The following is a 17,235-nucleotide window of genomic DNA, read 5'->3' as shown; positions in this document are numbered from 1 at the left end:
GTTCCCACCGCGGCGGCCTCCGCTCTCATCGTCGCTCAGGAACCGGCGGCCGGTCCTCCGAACGGCGATGATCATTCCGTTCGCCCTCGCCCGGACCCGGGAGGAGACGGCCGGGACACGCCCCGGCCAGGGCCAGGGCGGCCAGCACGGCCATCGGCGGCCCGGCGGAGTCACCGTCGCTCCCCATGAGCGCGGTCGCGACGGCGACCCCCAGCACCGGGCCGATGTTCATCGCGGTCTGCTGGAGCCCGCCCGCCACGCCGGCCGACTCGACGGCCGCCTGCCGTACGACGGCGTGGGTGGCCGCCGTCATCACGGTCCCGAACCCGGCGCCGATCAGCGCGAACCCGGTGCACAGCGTGGGAGTCGACGTCGCCTGGGAGAGGACGAGGACGCCGGCGGCCAGGACGACCATCGCGCCCGACGTCGTACGGCTGCTCCCGGCCCGGCGCAGCAGCGCGGGGCTCGTGGCGGCGGCCGCCACCATGAGCACGGCCAGCGGCAGACTCGTCAGGGCGCTGCGGAACGCGTCCATGCCGAGCGCGCCCTGCAGCAGGAACGTTCCGGCGAAGAGGGTGCCCGACAGCGCCGCCGACGCGGCCACCAGCACGCCGAGCGCGGGAGCCGCCGGACCGGCGACACGGGCGGGCAACAGGGGCTGGGGCGTACGGCGTTCGTGCCGGACGAAGGCGGTGCCGGTCAGGCACGCCACCGCCGCCGTCCACGCCCACCCCGGGGACCCGACGAGGGCGTGGACCAGACAGGCCAGGGTCACCGCGAGCAGGGCCGCGCCGGGCAGGTCGAGCCGGACCGGACGGGCCGCGACCCGGGGCCGGGCGACGAGGGCGAGTGTGCCGAGGACGAGCGCCGGGACGACGTTGAGGAGGAACACGGCACGCCAGCCGGGCCCGGCCACCAGCGCGCCGCCCGCCAGCGGACCCAGGGCCGCCGCGGCGCCGATCGAGGCGGTCCGCAGCGCGATCGGCCTCCGCAGCCGGTCCGGCGGGTACGCGGCCCGCAGCATCCCGAGCGTCGCCGGTTGCAGCAGGGCCCCGAACACGCCCTGCGCGACCCGCAGTCCGATCACCCAGCCGGCGCCGGGCGCGACGGCGATCCCGGCCGAGGCGCCCCCGAAGCCGAGCATGCCGATGCCGAACAGCCGGTGGTGCCCGTACCGGTCGCCGAGCCGCCCCGCGAACACCAGCAGGGCGGCCACCGCGATCAGATAGCCGGTGCTGGTCCACTGGACCTGGGCCAACGAGGCGCCGAGGTCCCGGCGCAGGGCGGGCTGCGCGACGGTCAGTACGGTGCCGTCGAAGGCGACGACCACCGCTCCGACCACGCTGCTCACCAGCGTCAGACGGGGGTTCACCGCTCCTCCGGACCGAGGTGGGCGTCCAGGGCCGCGTCCAGGAGCGGCTTGAAGTCGGCTGTCGCCGTGGCGAGTTGGAGGCTGCCCCAGCTCCACAGCTGGGCGATGCCGTGCAGGTTCGCCCACAGCGCGCCCGCGACCAGCCTGGGGTCCACGTCCGGGCGCACCTGCGCGACCAGCTCGACGAACCGGCCGAACAGGGGGAGGCTGGTGTCGCGCAGCCCCAGTCGGCCGCTCTCCAACAGGTCGTGACGGAACATCAGCTCGTACATGCCGCGGTCGCCCAGCGCGAACTCCAGGTACACCCGCCCCAGCGCGGCGATCCGCGCCCGCGCCGTACCGTCGTCGCCCACCGCGGCGACCCTCCGGGCGAGTTCCTCGAAGCCGCGGCGGGCGATCGCCGACAGCAGGTCCAGATGGGTGGGGAACCAGCGGCGCGGGGCGCCGTGCGAGACGCCGGCCCGGCGGGCGATCTCGCGCAGGGTGAGGGCCCCGGCGCCCTCGCGGGCCACGAGGTCCACACCGACGTCGACGAGCCGCTCCCGCAGCCCTCCCGTGTCGTTCATGGACACTGTCTACCAAAGGCGAGTAGACAGTGTCTACGCCATGACGTGAGTGAGCGAGGACCAGGACCTGGGCCCCAGGTCCAACGGACGATGGCCCGTGCCGCCCCGCGCCGCCTAGGCTGCCGACCGGTACGACACACCGTTCACCCCACCTCCGGAGGCCCCGTGCCCGTCAGCGGCCGCAGCCACATCCGTATCGCCCGCCCCTCCCGTGATCTCGCGGCGGCCGAACGCTTCTGGGCCGACGGGTTCGGGCTGACGGTCGTGTGGCGCGCGACCGGCGGGCCGGAACCCGGCGCACACGACCTGCTGATGCTCGGCCGGCCCGACGCCGACTGGCACCTGGAACTCGTCCACGAGCCCGCCCGTCCGGTCGAGCCCCGGCCCACCGAGGAGGACCTCCTGGTCATCTACCTCGACGGGCCCGTTCCGGACGACCTCGTCGCGCGGCTGGAGGCGTGCGGGGGCAGGCGGGTCGACTCCCCGAATCCGTACTGGAACGAGTGGGGCGTCACGGTCGAGGACCCCGACGGATACCGGCTGGTGCTGTGCACCCGGAGCTGGTCCAACGCGTGACCGGCTACTGCCGGGAGACGGTCCGCGTCACACCCGCGACGACCGTCGTGGCCAGGATCCAGCCGGTCAGGACCAGGACGTGGGCCAGGGCCTGCTGCCAGCCCCGCGGGGCGAACGCCGCCTCCTGGCCGAAGGAGATCACCGGCAGCAGCAGGTCCAGCGTGTAGAAGACCGCGTCGAACGTCGGCGCCTCGTCCGCCTTCAGCGGGGGCGGCGCGTCCAGCGCGAAGGCGACCGAGCCGACGGCCAGCAGGGAGAGCAGCCAGCCCAGCGCCCGCATCGGCCGGAATCCGTAGCCGACGGTGGCGTCCTGCACGCGGCCCCACAACCGGCCGTACCAGGGCAGGGTCGTGCGGTGGTGGCGCTGCTTGGCGAGCTGGACGAGCCGGGCGGCATGGTCGTCGCCGGTACGGCGGTACACGGCCGTCAACTGCTCGTAGCCGTGCGGGTCGAAGGTGTCCTCGTCCCGTTCCAGCATGGGCAGCCGCCGCTCGGGGGGCTCGTGCGGGGTCAGCGAGGTGTACGTGAGGTCGAGGAGACGGACCTGGTCGGGCAGCATCTCCGGTGCCAGGTCGAGGTGTTCGATCTGGGAGCGGCGCAGATTGAGCCGTCCCCGCATCGTCTCGCCCTCGCGCAGCCACACCTCGCCGATCACACAGCTGCTCGCGCGCAGGGCGGTGCCCCCGGGGTTGGACAGACGGCTGTACAGCAGGTCGAGACGGCCGGGTATGCGGGCGCCGCGCAGATCGATCCGGCCGTCCGCCGCCAGCCTGCGGCCGAGGACGTTGGCCCCCACCTCCAGCGCCTCGGCGTCGAGCACGAAGTCACCGGGACTGCTCAGCCGCGCCTCCTCCAGCCGCAGCGAACCGCTGATCGTGGCCCCGTTGAGCCGGATCTCGCCCCGGGTGCGCAGCCGGCTCGCGCACAGGTCCTCGCCGACGGTCACCTGGTGGAGCTGGAGGACCGGGTCCTCCCGTCCGCCGCCGTCCGCCGTGATCTCGGCGTCCTCCAGATAGAGCGCCCCCGCGATCTGCGCCCCGCCGAGCCGTACCCGCCCGCGGAACCGGCAGCCCGTCAGCCGCAGCCCGCCGTCGACCCGGACGCGTGCCCCGGCCAGTCCGGGCAGGTGCGAGCCGGACAGGTTGAGGTACTTCAGCTGGGTGCCGGAGACGTCGAGGACCTCGTCGAAGGAGCAGTCGCTCAGCCGGACCACCCGGTCCACGGTCGCGTACCGCAGGTCCGTCATGCCGGTGATCCGGGCGCCCGCCACCTTCAGGGCCGCCACCTCGCCGCGCTCCTCGGGCCCGTCGAGCAGCAGGGCCCTGAGCACCTCGGCCCGCACGGTCCGCTCCGGCCCCCAGCCGGCGCCGTCCGCCGCGCTCTCGTCCGGCGTCCGCCGGAAGTCCACGGGCCGCCCCTTGGGGAAGGCCTCCCACACGGTGCGCTCGGCCGGTGCCAGCTCGTCGATCTCCATCAGCGGCGACTCTGACGCGGGCCTCCGCCGCTGTCAACTCGCCGCCCCATCAAGGACGTTCCCCCCCCGGGACAAAGCTGGGGCCGGGACGGCTGGTGCGCCGCCCCGGCCCCTGGTGTCCGTGCCGGGCGCTACTTCGACTCGACGGCGTGCCCACCGAACTGGTTGCGCAGCGCGGCGATCATCTTCATCTGCGGGGAGTCGTCCTGCCGGGACGCGAACCGCGCGAAGAGGGAGGAGGTGATCGCGGGCAGCGGAACCGCGTTGTCGATGGCCGCCTCCACGGTCCAGCGGCCCTCACCGGAGTCCTGCGCGAAGCCCTTCAGCTTCTCCAGGTGCTCGTCCTCGTCCAGCGCGGCCACCGCGAGGTCCAGCAGCCAGGAGCGGATGACGGTGCCGTCCTGCCAGGAGCGGTACACCTCGCGGACGTTGTCCACCGAGTCCACCTTCTCCAGCAGCTCCCAGCCCTCGGCGTACGCCTGCATCATGGCGTACTCGATGCCGTTGTGGACCATCTTCGAGAAGTGCCCGGCGCCGACCTTGCCCGCGTGGACAAAGCCGTACGGGCCCTCCGGCTTGAGCGCCTCGAAGATCGGCCGGAGCCGGTCGACGTGCTCCTTCTCGCCGCCCACCATCAGGGCGTAGCCGTTCTGCAGGCCCCACACGCCGCCGGACACACCGGCGTCGACGAACCCGATGCCGTGCGCGCCGAGCTCCTTGGCGTGCTTCTCGTCGTCCGTCCAGCGGGAGTTGCCGCCGTCGACGACCGTGTCGTAGGGCTTGAGCAGGCTCCCCAGCTGGTCGATCACCGTCTGCGTCGCGTGCCCGGCCGGCACCATCACCCACACCGTGCGCGGCGCGTCGAGTTGGTCGACCAGGTCGGCCAGGCTGGACACGTCGGACACGTCGGGGTTGGTGTCGTAGCCGATGACGGTGTGGCCGGCGTTGCGCAGACGCTCGCGCATGTTGCCGCCCATCTTGCCGAGACCAACAAGGCCGATCTGCATGTCAGTTCACTTCCTCCTGGACGCCCTGCGCGTCCGACGGGGTCTTGAGTGAGCGGTACGCGGCCACGAGGGCGGCGGTGGACGGGTCGAGGCCGGGGACCTCCGCGCCCTCGGTGAGGGCGGGCTCGACCTTCCTGGCGAGGACCTTGCCGAGCTCCACGCCCCACTGGTCGAACGAGTCGATGTTCCACACGGCGCCCTGCACGAACACCTTGTGCTCGTAGAGGGCGACGAGCTGGCCGAGGACCGACGGGGTCAGCTCCGGGGCGAGGATCGTGGTGGTGGGGTGGTTGCCCTGGAAGGTGCGGTGCGGGACCTGCTCCTCGGGCACCCCCTCCGCGCGGACCTCGTCGGCGGTCTTGCCGAACGCCAGCGCCTGACCCTGCGCGAACAGATTGGCCATCAGCAGGTCGTGCTGCGCCTTGAGTTCGGGGCTCAGCTCGGCAACGGGACGGGCGAAGCCGATCAGGTCGGCCGGGATCAGCCGGGTGCCCTGGTGGATCAGCTGGTAGTAGGCGTGCTGCCCGTTGGTGCCGGGCGTGCCCCACACCACGGGGCCGGTCTCCCAGCCCACGACGTGCCCGTCCCGGTCGACGGACTTGCCGTTGGACTCCATGTCCAGCTGCTGGAGGTACGCCGTGAACTTCGACAGGTAGTGCGAGTACGGCAGCACCGCGTGGGACTCGGCGTGGAAGAAGTTGCCGTACCAGACACCCAGCAGGCCCAGCGTGAGCGGGGCGTTGGACTCGGCGGGCGCGGTGCGGAAGTGCTCGTCGACGGTGTGGAAGCCGTCGAGCATCTCCCGGAACCGCTCCGGGCCGATCGCGATCATCAGGGACAGCCCGATCGCCGAGTCGTACGAGTAGCGGCCGCCGACCCAGTCCCAGAACTCGAACATGTTGTCCGGGTCGATCCCGAAGCCGGTCACCTTCTCGGCGTTCGTCGACAGCGCCACGAAGTGCTTCGCCACGGCCTTCTCCTCGCCCCCGAGCCCGGCGAGCAGCCAGGAGCGGGCCGAGGTGGCGTTGGTGATCGTCTCGATCGTGGTGAACGTCTTCGACGCGACGATGAACAGCGTCTCGGCCGGATCCAGGTCCCGGACCGCCTCGTGCAGGTCGGAGCCGTCGACGTTGGACACGAACCGGAACGTCAACTCCCGTGCCGTGAACGGCCGCAGGGCCTCGTACGCCATCGCGGGCCCGAGGTCGGAGCCGCCGATGCCGATGTTGACGACGTTCCTGATCCGCCGGCCGGTGTGGCCGGTCCACTCGCCGGAGCGGACACGGTCCGCGAACGCGCTCATCTTGTCGAGCACGGCGTGCACCTTCGGCACGACGTTCTCGTCGTCGACCTCGACGACCGCGTCCCGGGGGGCCCGCAGCGCGGTGTGCAGCACCGCCCGGTCCTCGGTGACGTTGATGCGCTCGCCGCGGAACATGGCGTCCCGCAGCCCGGCCACGCCGGTGGCGGCCGCCAGCTCGCGCAGCAGGGCGAGCGTCTCGTCGTTCACCAGGTGCTTGGAATAGTCGATGCGCAGGTCGCCCACGCGCAGGACGTACCGCTCGGCGCGCGCGGGGTCCGCGGCGAACAGCTCCCGCAGACTGGGCTGCTGGAAGGCGTCCGCGCGGTGGTCCTCCAGGGCCACCCACTCGGGGCGCCGGGTGAGCCGGGGGGTCTCAGACATGGGAGGGGGTCTCCTTGCCGGCCTCGCCCCGCAGGGCGACGGCGTACATCTCGTCGGCGTCGAGGCGCCGCAGCTCCTCGGCGATGAGTTCGGAGGTGGTGCGGACCTTCAGCGCCAGGGTGCGCGACGGCTGGTCGGGCAGGTGCAGGGTGGCCAGCGGGCCCTCCGGGCGGTCGATGACGATCTCGCCGTTCTCGGTGCCCAGACGGACGCCCGTGACGACCGGGCCGGCCGTGACGACCCGGTCGGCCGTCACGTCCAGACGGGCCTCCAGCCAGCGGGCCAGCAGCTCCGCGGCCGGGTTGTCGGCCTCGGCCTCCACGACCGCGGACACGATCGGCACCCGCGCCTGGTCCAGGGCGGCGGCCAGCATGGAACGCCACGGCGTGAGCCGGGTCCACGCCAGATCCGTGTCGCCCGGCGCGTAGGAGCGGGCGCGGGCCTCCAGGTCGGGCAGCGGGCTCTCGGAGGTGTACAGGTCGGTGATCCGGCGCTGGGCGAGCGCGCCCAGCGGGTCCTTCGCCGGGTTCTGCGGCGCGTCCACCGGCCACCACACGACGACCGGGGCGTCCGGCAGCAGCAGCGGCAGCACCACCGAGTCGGCGTGCTCGGACACCTCGCCGTACGTGCGCAGGATCACCGTCTCGCCGGTCCCCGCGTCGGCACCCACCCGGATCTCGGCGTCGAGGTGGGAGCGGGTGCGGTCGCGCGGGGTGCGGGCGTGCCGCTTGATCACCACCAGGGTGCGCGAGGGGTGCTCGTGCGAGGCCTCCTCGGCCGCCTTGATGGAGTCGTAGGCGTTCTCCTCGTCCGTGACGATGACCATCGTCAGGACCATGCCCACGGCCGGGGTGCCGATCGCCCGGCGGCCCTGGACCAGCGCCTTGTTGATCTTGCTTGCCGTGGTGTCGGTCAGGTCGATCTTCATGGCCTGCGCCAGCTCCGTCCGTCTCGTGCGAGCATCTCGTCCGCCTCCTCGGGTCCCCAGCTCCCGGACGCGTACCGCGCCGGCCTGCCGTGCGTGTCCCAGTACTCCTCGATCGGATCGAGGATCTTCCAGGACTCTTCCACCTCCTGGTGACGGGGGAACAGGTTGGCGTCCCCGAGGAGGACGTCCAGGATGAGCCGCTCGTACGCCTCCGGCGAGGACTCCGTGAAGGACTCGCCGTACGCGAAGTCCATCGTCACGTCCCGGATCTCCATCGACGTCCCCGGCACCTTGGAGCCGAAGCGGACCGTCACGCCCTCGTCCGGCTGGACGCGGATGACGATGGCGTTCTGCCCCAGCTCCTCGGTGGCCGAGGAGTCGAACGGGGAGTGCGGGGCGCGCTGGAAGACGACCGCGATCTCCGTGACCCGCCGCCCCAGCCGCTTGCCGGTGCGCAGGTAGAACGGCACCCCCGCCCAGCGCCGGTTGTCCACGTTCAGCCGGACGGCCGCATAGGTGTCGGTCTTGGAGGACGGGTCGATGCCGTCCTCCTCGAGGTAGCCGCGCACCTTCGCGCCGCCCTGCCAGGCCGCCGCGTACTGGCCGCGCACGGTGTGCAGGCCCAGGTCCTCGGGCAGCTTGACCGCCTTGAGGACCTTGAGCTTCTCGGTGAGCAGCGACGCGGCGTCGAACGCGGCGGGTTCCTCCATCGCGGTGAGCGCCATCAGCTGCAGCAGGTGGTTCTGGATGACGTCCCGGGCCGACCCGATGCCGTCGTAGTAGCCCGCGCGGCCGCCGATGCCGATGTCCTCGGCCATCGTGATCTGCACGTGGTCGACGTACGAGCGGTTCCAGATCGGTTCGAACATCTGGTTGGCGAAGCGGAGCGCCAGGATGTTCTGGACGGTCTCCTTGCCCAGGTAGTGGTCGATCCGGAAGACCTGCTCCGGGTCGAACACGTCGTGCACGATCGCGTTCAGCTCCCGGGCGCTCGCCAGGTCGCGCCCGAACGGCTTCTCGATGACCGCGCGCCGCCACGACCCCTCCGGGGCGTCCGCCAGGCCGTGCCGCTTGAGCTGCTGCACCACCTTCGGGAAGAACTTCGGCGGCACGGACAGGTAGAAGGCGTAGTTCCCGCTGGTCCCGCGCGCCCTGTCCAGTTCGTGGACGGTGTCCCGCAGCTGCTTGAAGGCGGTGTCGTCGTCGAAGTCACCCGGGATGAACCGCATGCCCTCGGCGAGCTGCTGCCAGACCTCCTCGCGGAACTCGGTCCGGGCGTGCTCGCGCACCGAGTCGTGCACGACCTGCGCGAAGTCCTGGTCCTCCCAGTCCCGCCGGGCGAACCCGACCAGGGAGAAGCCCGGCGGCAGCAGGCCGCGGTTGGCGAGGTCGTACACGGCCGGCATCAGCTTCTTGCGGGACAGGTCGCCGGTGACCCCGAAGATGACGAGCCCGGACGGGCCCGCGATCCGGGGGAGGCGTCGGTCGCGGGGATCGCGAAGCGGGTTGTCCCAGTCGGAGGTCATTCTGCGTCAGCTCCCTTGCTGCCCAGCGACTTCTTCACGGCGTCCAACAGGTCCTGCCACGCCACCTCGAACTTGGCGACGCCCTCGTCCTCCAACCGGGTGACGACGTCGTCGTACGAGACCCCGAGGGCCTCCACCGCGGCCAGATCGGCGCGGGCCCGCTCATAGCCGCCGGTCACCGTGTCCCCGGTGATCTCCCCGTGGTCGGCGGTGGCGTCGAGCGTGGCCTCGGGCATCGTGTTCACGGTGCCCGGCGCGACCAGCTGGTCCACGTACTTAGTGTCCTTGTAGGAGGGATCCTTAACGCCCGTGGACGCCCACAGCGGGCGCTGCCGGTTCGCGCCGGCGGCTTCGAGGGCCGTCCAGCGCTCCGAGGCGAACACCTGCTCGTACGCCTCGTAGGCGAGCCGTGCGTTGGCGAGTGCCGCCCGCCCCTTCAGCGCGAGGGCCTCGTCCGTGCCGATCTCCGTGAGCCGCCGGTCGATGTCGGCGTCGACGCGGGAGACGAAGAACGACGCCACCGAGTGCACGGCGGACAGGTCCAGGCCCTTCGCGGCCGCCTTCTCCAGACCGGCCAGGTAGGCGTCCATGACCTCGCGGTAGCGGGCCAGCGAGAAGATCAGCGTGACGTTGACGCTGATGCCCGCCGCGACGACCTCGGTGATGGCGGGGAGACCGGCCTTCGTCGCCGGAATCTTGATCATCACGTTGGGGCGGTCGACCAGCCAGGCCAGCTGGCGGGCCTCGGCGACGGTGGCCGCCGTGTCGTGCGCCAGCCGCGGGTCGACCTCGATGGAGACCCGGCCGTCCCGGCCGCCGGTGGCGTCGTACACGTGCCACAGCACGTCCGCGGCGGCCCGTACGTCGGCGGTGGTCATCATGCGTACGGCCTCGTCGACCGTGACGCCGCGCACCGCGAGGTCGGACAGCTGCTCCTCGTACCCCTCGCCGGAGCCGATCGCGGCCTGGAAGATGGACGGGTTGGTGGTGACGCCCACGACGTTCTTCTCCGCGACGAGGGCGGCGAGGTTGCCGGACTCGATGCGGCGGCGCGACAGGTCGTCCAGCCAGATGGAGACGCCTTCGTCGGACAGGCGCTTCAGGTTGCCGGCGGTGATTGCTTCGGTGGTCACTGCGATCATCTTCTTTCTGCGTGCGGGTCAACCGCGGGCGGCGGCGAGGGATTCCCGGGCGGCGGCGGCCACGCGCTCGGGGGTGAAGCCGTACTCGGCGAACAGGGTCCCGGCGTCGGCGGAGGCGCCGAAGTGCTCCAGGGAGACGATGCGGCCGGCGTCCCCGACGAACCGGTACCAGGTCAGGCCGATCCCGGCCTCGACGGCGACCCGGGCCTTCACGGCCGGCGGCAGCACGCTGTCGCGGTACTCGCGCGGCTGCTGCTCGAACCACTCCACGGACGGCATCGACACCACCCGGGTGCCGACCCCCTCCGCCTCCAGCAGCTCCCGCGCGGCGACGGCGAGCTGGACCTCGGAGCCGGTGGCCACGAGGACGACGTCGGGTGTCGCGGTGGAGGCGTCCCGCAGGACGTAACCACCCTTGGCGGCATCCTCATTGGGGGCGTAGGTGGGCACCCCCTGGCGGGTCAGCGCGAGGCCGTGCGGCGCCGGGTCGGTGGAGTGGCGGCGCAGGATCTCCGCCCACACGACCGAGGTCTCGTTGGCGTCGGCCGGGCGGACCACGTTCAGGCCCGGGATGGCGCGCAGCGCGGCCAGGTGCTCGACCGGCTGGTGGGTCGGGCCGTCCTCGCCCAGACCGATGGAGTCGTGCGTCCACACGTACGTCACCGGCAGCTGCATCAGCGCGGACATCCGCACGGCGTTGCGCATGTAGTCCGAGAACACCAGGAACGTGCCGCCGTAGACACGGGTGTTGCCGTGCAGCGCGATGCCGTTCATCTCCGCGGCCATCGAGAACTCGCGGATGCCGAAGTGGACGGTGCGGCCGTACGGGTCGGCCTCCGGGAGGGGGTTGCCCGTCGGCAGGAACGACGACGTCTTGTCGATCGTCGTGTTGTTCGAGCCCGCCAGGTCGGCCGAGCCGCCCCACAGTTCGGGCAGCACCGGCCCGAGCGCCTGGAGCACCTTGCCGGACGCGGCCCGGGTGGCGACGGACTTGCCCTCCTCGAAGACCGGGAGCGCGTCCTCCCAGCCCTCGGGCAGCCGGCCCGCGACGACCCGGTCGAACAGTTCGGCGCGCTCCGGCGACGCGGTGCGCCAGGCGCCGATCCGCTTGTCCCAGGCGGCATGTGCCTCGGCTCCCCGGTCCAGGGCCCGGCGGGTGTGCGCGAGGACGTCGTCGGCGACCTCGAAGGATTTCTCCGGGTCGAAGCCGAGGACGCGCTTGGTGGCGGCGATCTCCTCCGCGCCGAGCGCGGAGCCGTGGGACGCCTCGGTGTTCTGGGCGTTCGGTGCGGGCCAGGCGATGATCGTGCGCATCGCGATGATCGAGGGGCGTCCCGTCTCGGCCCGCGCCGCCTTCAGGGCCCCGTACAGGGCGGCCACGTCGATGTCGCCGTTCGCGGCCGGCTCGATGCGCTGCACGTGCCAGCCGTACGCCTCGTAGCGCTTGAGGACGTCCTCGGAGAAGGCGGTCGCGGTGTCGCCCTCGATGGAGATGTGGTTGTCGTCGTACAGGAAGACCAGGTTGCCGAGCCGCTGGTGGCCGGCGAGCGACGACGCCTCGGCGGACACGCCCTCCTGGAGGTCGCCGTCGGAGACGATCGCCCAGATCATGTGGTCGAACGGGGACTCGCCCTCGGGTGCCTCCGGGTCGAAAAGGCCGCGCTCGTAGCGGGCGGCCATGGCCATCCCGACGGCGTTGGCGACACCCTGGCCCAGCGGCCCTGTCGTCGTCTCCACACCCGCCGTGTGCCCGTACTCGGGGTGACCCGGCGTCTTCGACCCGTGTGTACGGAACGACTTGAGGTCGTCGAGGCCCAGCTCGTACCCGGCGAGGAACAGCTGGGTGTAGAGGGTCAGCGAGGTGTGCCCGGGGGAGAGGACGAAGCGGTCCCGGCCCGTCCACTCCGGGTCGGCCGGGTCATGACGCATCACCTTCTGGAAGAGCGTGTAGGCGGCCGGGGCGAGGCTCATCGCCGTGCCGGGGTGCCCGTTGCCGACCTTCTGCACGGCGTCCGCCGCCAGCAGACGCGCCGTGTCGACGGCACGCCGGTCGAGTTCGGTCCATTCGAAGCTGTCCGGTGTCTGCGTGCTCATCTTCAAGAAGTCCTCGATCGCGGTGAAGTAGCTGGTCCAACGCGTTCAAAACTAAAAGTCTGACTTTTCGCTGGGAAGGTCGGCGTGTGTCACGCTGTGGTGAAAGTGGGACACCGCGCGGGACGCGGCGCACGGCTGAGCGGCCGCCCCGCACGACTGAGACGGCATGAGACGGACATGGTGGACACAACGGCCGAAGGCGGAACAGGCCCCGGAAGACCGGACCCGGACGGCGACGGCGACGCGATCCGCACCTTCCCCTTCCCGGTGGATCTGAGCGTCCTCGGCGTCGGCATGCGGGTCGGCCCCATGGGCCCCGGCCGCACCTGGCACTCCGAAGCACCCCTCGGCAGGGTCCACCGCATCGACTTCCACGTCGTGATGCTCTTCGACGACGGCCCCGTCCGGCACATGGTCGACTTCACCGAGTACGCGGCACACGCCGGCGACCTGCTGTGGATCCGCCCCGGCCAGGTCCACCGGTTCGCGGCGGACGCCGGCTACCGAGGCACCGTCCTGACGATGCAGCCCGGCTTCCTGCCCCGCGCCACCGTCGAGGCCACCGGCCTGTACCGCTACGACCTGCCGCCCCTCCTGCGCCCCGACGAGCCCCAGCTCACCGCCCTGCGCGCGGCGCTCGCCCAACTGCGGCGCGAGTACGAGGACTCCACGACCCTGCCGCTCAGCCTGCACACCGCCGTCCTGCGCCACTCCCTGACCGCGCTCCTGCTGCGCCTGGCCCACCTCGCCGTGAGCTCGGCGGCCACGCCCCGGCAGGGCGACACGGCGTTCACGCTCTTCCGGGACGCCGTGGAACGCGGCTTCGCCACCAACCACAGCGTCAGCGCCTACGCCGACCAGCTCGGCTACTCCCGCCGCACCCTCGTGCGCGCGGTCCGCGCCGCCACCGGCCAGACGCCGAAGGGCTTCATCGACCGGCGCGTGGTCCTGGAGGCGAAACGGCTCCTGGCCCACACGGACATGCCGATCGGCCGGATCGGCGCGGCCGTCGGCTTCACGGACGCGGCCAACTTCTCAAAGTACTTCCAGCAGCACACCGACACGACACCGGCGGCGTTCCGCGCGGAACTCCGGTAGCCGGGCGGCTCCGCACACGTCCCAGGGGGTGGTCCCGCCCGCCCGACCGGCGGGCCGGGTTGACGCGGACGCCCCGCGCGCCTACGAGTCCTGCATGAGCGACCCTCGTGCGACCACGCCGGAACAGGCCCCCGACCCCGCCGCCCACGCCACCGTCCGACTCCTGGAACGCCTCGCCGAGAAGCTGGGCGGCCGGGCGTCGGTCACCGCCGTCTACGGCGAACCCGTCGCCGCCGACGGGGTCACCGTCGTCCCCGTCGCCCGGGTGGCCTTCGGCCTCGGCGGCGGGACGGGACGCACGGTGGAGGGCGCCAGGACGAACGACGGCGGCGGAGGCGGGGGAGGAGTGGAGGCCCGCCCCCTCGGCTACATCGAGATCCGCGACGGCGTCACCACCTACCGGCCCATCCGCGGCACCTGGGGCAGGGCGGCCCCCCTGGCCGGCCTGGTGCTGGGCGCAGCCCTCCCCACGGCGATCAGGGCGCTGCGCGGGCGACGGCACTGAACGCACCGCCGCCCCGCCAGGCCGGACGGGACCGGGCGGGGCGGCGCCAACCCACGCGTCAATGACCGAAGTGGAACCAGTTCACGTTCACGAAGTCGGCGGGCTGGCCGCTGGTGAAGGTGAGATAGACGTCGTGCGTGCCGGTCACCGCGCCGATGTTCGCGGGGACGGTCCGCCACGACTGCCAGCCGCCGGTGTCGGCCAGCGCGAAACTGCCTACCGGCGCGTTGCCGCGGCTGTCCAGCCGCACCTCCACCAGACCGCTGACCCCGCCCGCCGCGCCGCTCGCCACCCGCGCGACGAACTGACGGGCCGCCGTGGAGCCGAAGTTGACGCCCTTGTAGAGCGCCCAGTCCCCGTTGGCGAGGGCACCGATGTTCTGCCCGCCGCCGGTGTCCGACGTCGACTCGGTGTACACACCTCCCTGCCCGTCGAACGACTCGGCCTGGATGGCGCTGTAGGCGTCACGGTTGCCCGTCGGTGGCGGGGTCGTGCCGCCCCCGCCGGACGACAGCACCTGGACGTAGTCCACGACCATGGAGTGCCCCGGCTGCGTCCCGCCGTCGGGGCCACCGCCGAAGGCGTCCGGGAAGCCGCCGCCCATGGCCACGTTCAGGATGATGAAGTACCCGTGGCTGGTCGCGTTGGCCCAGGTCGCCGCGTCGACCTGGTTGGCGCGCACGGTGTGGAAGTTGACGCCGTCCAGGTAGAAGCGGATCTCCTCCACGCTCGTCGAGCGGTCCCACTCCAGCCGGTAGGTGTGGAAGCCGGCCTGGCAGGTCGTACCGGAACAGTTCGTGTTGCTCCCGATCCCGCTGTTCTCGTTGCAGGGGCCGCCCGGCGCGGTGCCGCAGTGCATGGTGGCGAACACCGTGTTCATGCCCTGGGTGTTCTCCATGATGTCCAGCTCGCCGACGCCGGGCCAGTTCCAGTAGTTGCCCCGGTAGGGCGCGCCCAGCATCCAGAACGCCGGCCAGTACCCCTTGGCGGCGGCCCCGGTCACGTTCGGCACCTGGATGCGGGCCTCGACGCGGAGCTTGCCGCCCGACGGGGGCTGGAAGTCGCTGCGGTTGGTCTCGATGCGGCCCGACGTCCAGTTGCCGGCCCCGTCCCGGCGGGGCGTGATCCGCAGATTGCCGTTGCCGTCGAGGGAGACGTTGTCGGTGCTGCTCGTCATCGTCTCGATCTCGCCGGTGCCCCAGTTGGCGGGGCCGCCGGGATAGCCCTTGCCGGTGTCGTAGCGCCAGTTCGAAGTGTTCACGCCGGTGCCCGCGGGGCCGGTGAAGTCGTCGAGGAATACCTGGGTCCAGCCCGACGGGGGCGTGGGGGCGGAGGCGCTGGCGGACGGGACGACGACACCTGCGGCGGCCGCCGCCAGACCGAGGGTGCCGAGCACTGCGACGAGCGCGCGCCGAAGGGAGCGGGGTCTTGGGGGCGGGCCGGAGAGTTCGCTCATGGGGGTGCCTCTCGGGATACGGGGTGGGGAGGTGGAGGACTGTGGGAGGGGTGACTGAGAGCGCTCTCAAACGAGGTCAATGTGCTCCCCGGCGTGCCGGTCGTCAAGAGCTGAAGCAAATAAATCCCCTGCGTCACAACCGAGTTCACCGTGTGAAGGGCGCCCGGTCCGACGACCGTGGCGGTGCCGGTCCGCCTGCCTTGTTCACGCCGGTCGCCCGGGCCGCCACCCCAGCCCCCGGGATATCCCCCGCGCCGCGAGCCGTACGGCAGGGGCCAGCACCGGGACCTGCGCGTCGGCGTAGGGCACGACGACCGACACGGCGGCGACGACCGTGCCCGCCGGATCACGGACCGGGGCGGCCACGGACAGCGCGTCCTCGGTGACCTGGCGACTGCTGACCGCCACCCCGGTGCGCCGCACCTCGGCCAGCATGCGGCGCAGCCGGGCCGCGTCCGTCACCGTGTACGGCGTGAACGAGGCGAGCGGTCCGGCGCAGTACTCCTCCTGCTCCTCCACCCCGCCGTGCGCGAGCAGCGCGAGCCCGACCCCGGTGGCGTGCAGGGGCCAGCGCGCTCCGACCCGGATGTGCACCCCGACCGCCGAACGCCCCGACAGCCACTCGATGTAGACGACCTCGCCCCCGTCCCGCACCGCCAACTGCACGTTCTCGTGCGTCGCTTCGTACAGGTCCTCCAGATGCGGCAGCGCGATCTGCCGCAACGCGGGACCGCGCGGGGCGAGCGCCGCGAGCTCCCACAGCCGCAGCCCGACGTGATAGAGCCCCCGCTCGTCCCGCTCCAGCGCACCCCACTCCCTCAGCGCCCCCACCAGCCGGTGCGCGGTGCTCAGACTTAGCCCGGCCCGCCGCCCGATGTCCGTGAGGCTCAGCGCGGGGTGCTCCAGGTCGAACGCCCCGAGGACGGAGAGGAGCCGGCCGGGGGCGGAGCGGGGGATCTCGGGGTGCGGCGGGCTGACGATGGCGGGCTCCCTGGTCGAGGTCAGCGGAGCGGGCGGGACGTGCAACGTAGCACTGCCACACGGAGTGTGAACGCCTCTCAGACCACCCCCAGCGTCCAGCTCCACCGGTGCACGCCCGGTGCCACGAGGTAGCCGGGGGAGGTGTCCGGCCCGCAGGACGCCGTGCCGAGGCCGCGGTGGGCCGCGTCGAGGTGGATCACGCAGCCGGGGCGCGGGGCGAGTTCGTCGTGGTGGCGGGCGGTGGTGAGGTCCTCGGCGCGGAAGCGGGTCACCGAGACCTGGCGCGGCCCGTCCAGCGTGACGCGCAGACCCCTCGTGTCCGGTCCGGACAGGGTGAACCGGCGGACCCCGTGCCGGCCACCGCTCTCCTGCGGGCGCAGGTACGGCGTGAACAACTCGTCCACCAGGCGGGTGTGATGGCCGACCGGGGCGCCGGCGGCGCGGTCGGGGTAGGACTCCCAGGGGCCCTGCCCGAACCAGTCCACACGGTCCAGGCCGGCGACCGTCTCGAAGACCGTGCCGACCCTCGCCACGTCGTCGAACTCCTGCGGCAGTTCCGCCTCTTCGTCGATGCGGACGCCGCCCTCGACGGGCGTCAGCACCTGCCGGTGCCGTACGACGGCGGGCCCTCCCGTGTAGACGGCCTCCACCGTGATCCGGCCGGTCCGCTCGCGTACGGACACCACCTTGCGGACCAGTGCGTCCAGGCCCTGGTCGCGCCAGCGGCGGGCCATGCCGCCGATCTCGTCGTTGTCGGTGGGCGCCCGCCACAGGGGGAGGGGGGGGGCAGCCGTCAGCAGGGGGGGGCGGAGAAGGCCCTCGGCGT

The 17,235-nt window shown here is 72.4% G+C and carries 15 protein-coding genes; 3 read left to right on the top strand and 12 right to left on the bottom strand.

All coding sequences use genetic code 11. The features are described from left to right. Window positions 1-25 precede the first annotated feature (25 nt). Both ADL34_RS16640 and ADL34_RS16635 read right to left on the bottom strand, forming a co-directional pair. Window positions 26-1,372 (bottom strand): MFS transporter, encoded by a 1,347-nt coding sequence (locus tag ADL34_RS16640; RefSeq protein WP_062666313.1) that lies wholly within the window; start codon window positions 1,370-1,372, stop codon window positions 26-28. Continuing rightward, entirely contained in the window at window positions 1,369-1,938 is a 570-nt protein-coding gene (locus tag ADL34_RS16635) for a TetR/AcrR family transcriptional regulator (protein ID WP_062666311.1), read from the bottom strand. Before ADL34_RS16635 ends, ADL34_RS16640 begins: the two co-directional genes overlap by 4 nt. Window positions 1,939-2,103: 165 nt before the next feature. Here ADL34_RS16635 and ADL34_RS16630 point away from each other — a divergent pair, with 165 nt between their 5' ends. Further along, a complete protein-coding gene (locus ADL34_RS16630) occupies window positions 2,104-2,514 on the top strand; it encodes a VOC family protein (protein WP_062666309.1) in 411 nt (136 codons plus the stop codon). A 4-nt stretch (window positions 2,515-2,518) separates the two neighbouring features. Here the strand turns inward: ADL34_RS16630 and ADL34_RS16625 are convergent, their stop codons facing one another. From ADL34_RS16625 to tkt, 7 genes are all read right to left on the bottom strand, one after another. After that, window positions 2,519-3,988 (bottom strand): hypothetical protein, encoded by a 1,470-nt coding sequence (locus ADL34_RS16625; RefSeq protein ID WP_062666307.1) that lies wholly within the window; start codon window positions 3,986-3,988, stop codon window positions 2,519-2,521. 131 nt (window positions 3,989-4,119) lie between these two features. Further along, window positions 4,120-4,995: a phosphogluconate dehydrogenase (NAD(+)-dependent, decarboxylating) gene (gene gnd, locus ADL34_RS16620; protein ID WP_062666305.1), complete on the bottom strand. Its 876-nt coding sequence runs from the start codon at window positions 4,993-4,995 to the stop codon at window positions 4,120-4,122. A gap of 1 nt (window position 4,996) precedes the next feature. Then, window positions 4,997-6,679, bottom strand: a complete 1,683-nt coding sequence (gene pgi / locus ADL34_RS16615) for a glucose-6-phosphate isomerase (protein WP_062666303.1) — start codon at window positions 6,677-6,679, stop codon at window positions 4,997-4,999. After that, window positions 6,672-7,607 carry a glucose-6-phosphate dehydrogenase assembly protein OpcA gene (gene opcA, locus ADL34_RS16610; protein ID WP_062666301.1) on the bottom strand — a complete coding sequence of 312 codons (936 nt, stop codon included), beginning with the start codon at window positions 7,605-7,607 and terminating at the stop codon, window positions 6,672-6,674. The genes pgi and opcA overlap by 8 nt, the downstream gene beginning before the upstream one ends. Beyond that, entirely contained in the window at window positions 7,604-9,133 is a 1,530-nt protein-coding gene (gene zwf, locus ADL34_RS16605) for a glucose-6-phosphate dehydrogenase (protein ID WP_062666299.1), read from the bottom strand. Before zwf ends, opcA begins: the two co-directional genes overlap by 4 nt. Continuing rightward, window positions 9,130-10,275: a transaldolase gene (tal, locus tag ADL34_RS16600; protein ID WP_062666297.1), complete on the bottom strand. Its 1,146-nt coding sequence runs from the start codon at window positions 10,273-10,275 to the stop codon at window positions 9,130-9,132. The genes zwf and tal overlap by 4 nt, the downstream gene beginning before the upstream one ends. An 18-nt stretch (window positions 10,276-10,293) precedes the next feature. Continuing rightward, entirely contained in the window at window positions 10,294-12,369 is a 2,076-nt protein-coding gene (gene tkt, locus ADL34_RS16595) for a transketolase (RefSeq protein WP_062666295.1), read from the bottom strand. A 177-nt stretch (window positions 12,370-12,546) separates the two neighbouring features. Between tkt and ADL34_RS16590 the strand changes: the two genes are divergently transcribed. Beyond that, a complete protein-coding gene (locus tag ADL34_RS16590) occupies window positions 12,547-13,467 on the top strand; it encodes a helix-turn-helix domain-containing protein (RefSeq protein WP_062666293.1) in 921 nt (306 codons plus the stop codon). Between the two features lie 94 nt (window positions 13,468-13,561). After that, the gene (locus ADL34_RS16585; protein ID WP_062666291.1) at window positions 13,562-13,972 is read left to right on the top strand and encodes a GerW family sporulation protein; all 411 of its coding nucleotides are present in this window, start codon (window positions 13,562-13,564) and stop codon (window positions 13,970-13,972) included. Between the two features lie 58 nt (window positions 13,973-14,030). Here the strand turns inward: ADL34_RS16585 and ADL34_RS16580 are convergent, their stop codons facing one another. The 3 genes from ADL34_RS16580 to ADL34_RS16570 form a co-directional block, all read right to left on the bottom strand. Next, entirely contained in the window at window positions 14,031-15,428 is a 1,398-nt protein-coding gene (locus tag ADL34_RS16580; protein WP_062666288.1) for a glycoside hydrolase family 16 protein, read from the bottom strand. A 204-nt stretch (window positions 15,429-15,632) separates the two neighbouring features. Further along, window positions 15,633-16,409 carry an IclR family transcriptional regulator gene (locus ADL34_RS16575; protein ID WP_199835584.1) on the bottom strand — a complete coding sequence of 259 codons (777 nt, stop codon included), beginning with the start codon at window positions 16,407-16,409 and terminating at the stop codon, window positions 15,633-15,635. A gap of 77 nt (window positions 16,410-16,486) precedes the next feature. Beyond that, a partial coding sequence (locus tag ADL34_RS16570) for a beta-galactosidase small subunit (RefSeq protein WP_234375037.1) occupies window positions 16,487-17,235 on the bottom strand: 749 nt, incomplete at its 5' end.

This window comes from Streptomyces sp. NRRL WC-3605 (genome assembly GCF_001509795.1).
Taxonomy (GTDB): Bacteria; Actinomycetota; Actinomycetes; order Streptomycetales; family Streptomycetaceae; genus Streptomyces; species Streptomyces viridochromogenes.
Note: the sequence above shows the minus strand (reverse complement) of the source record. Positions and strands in the feature narration are given on the sequence as shown.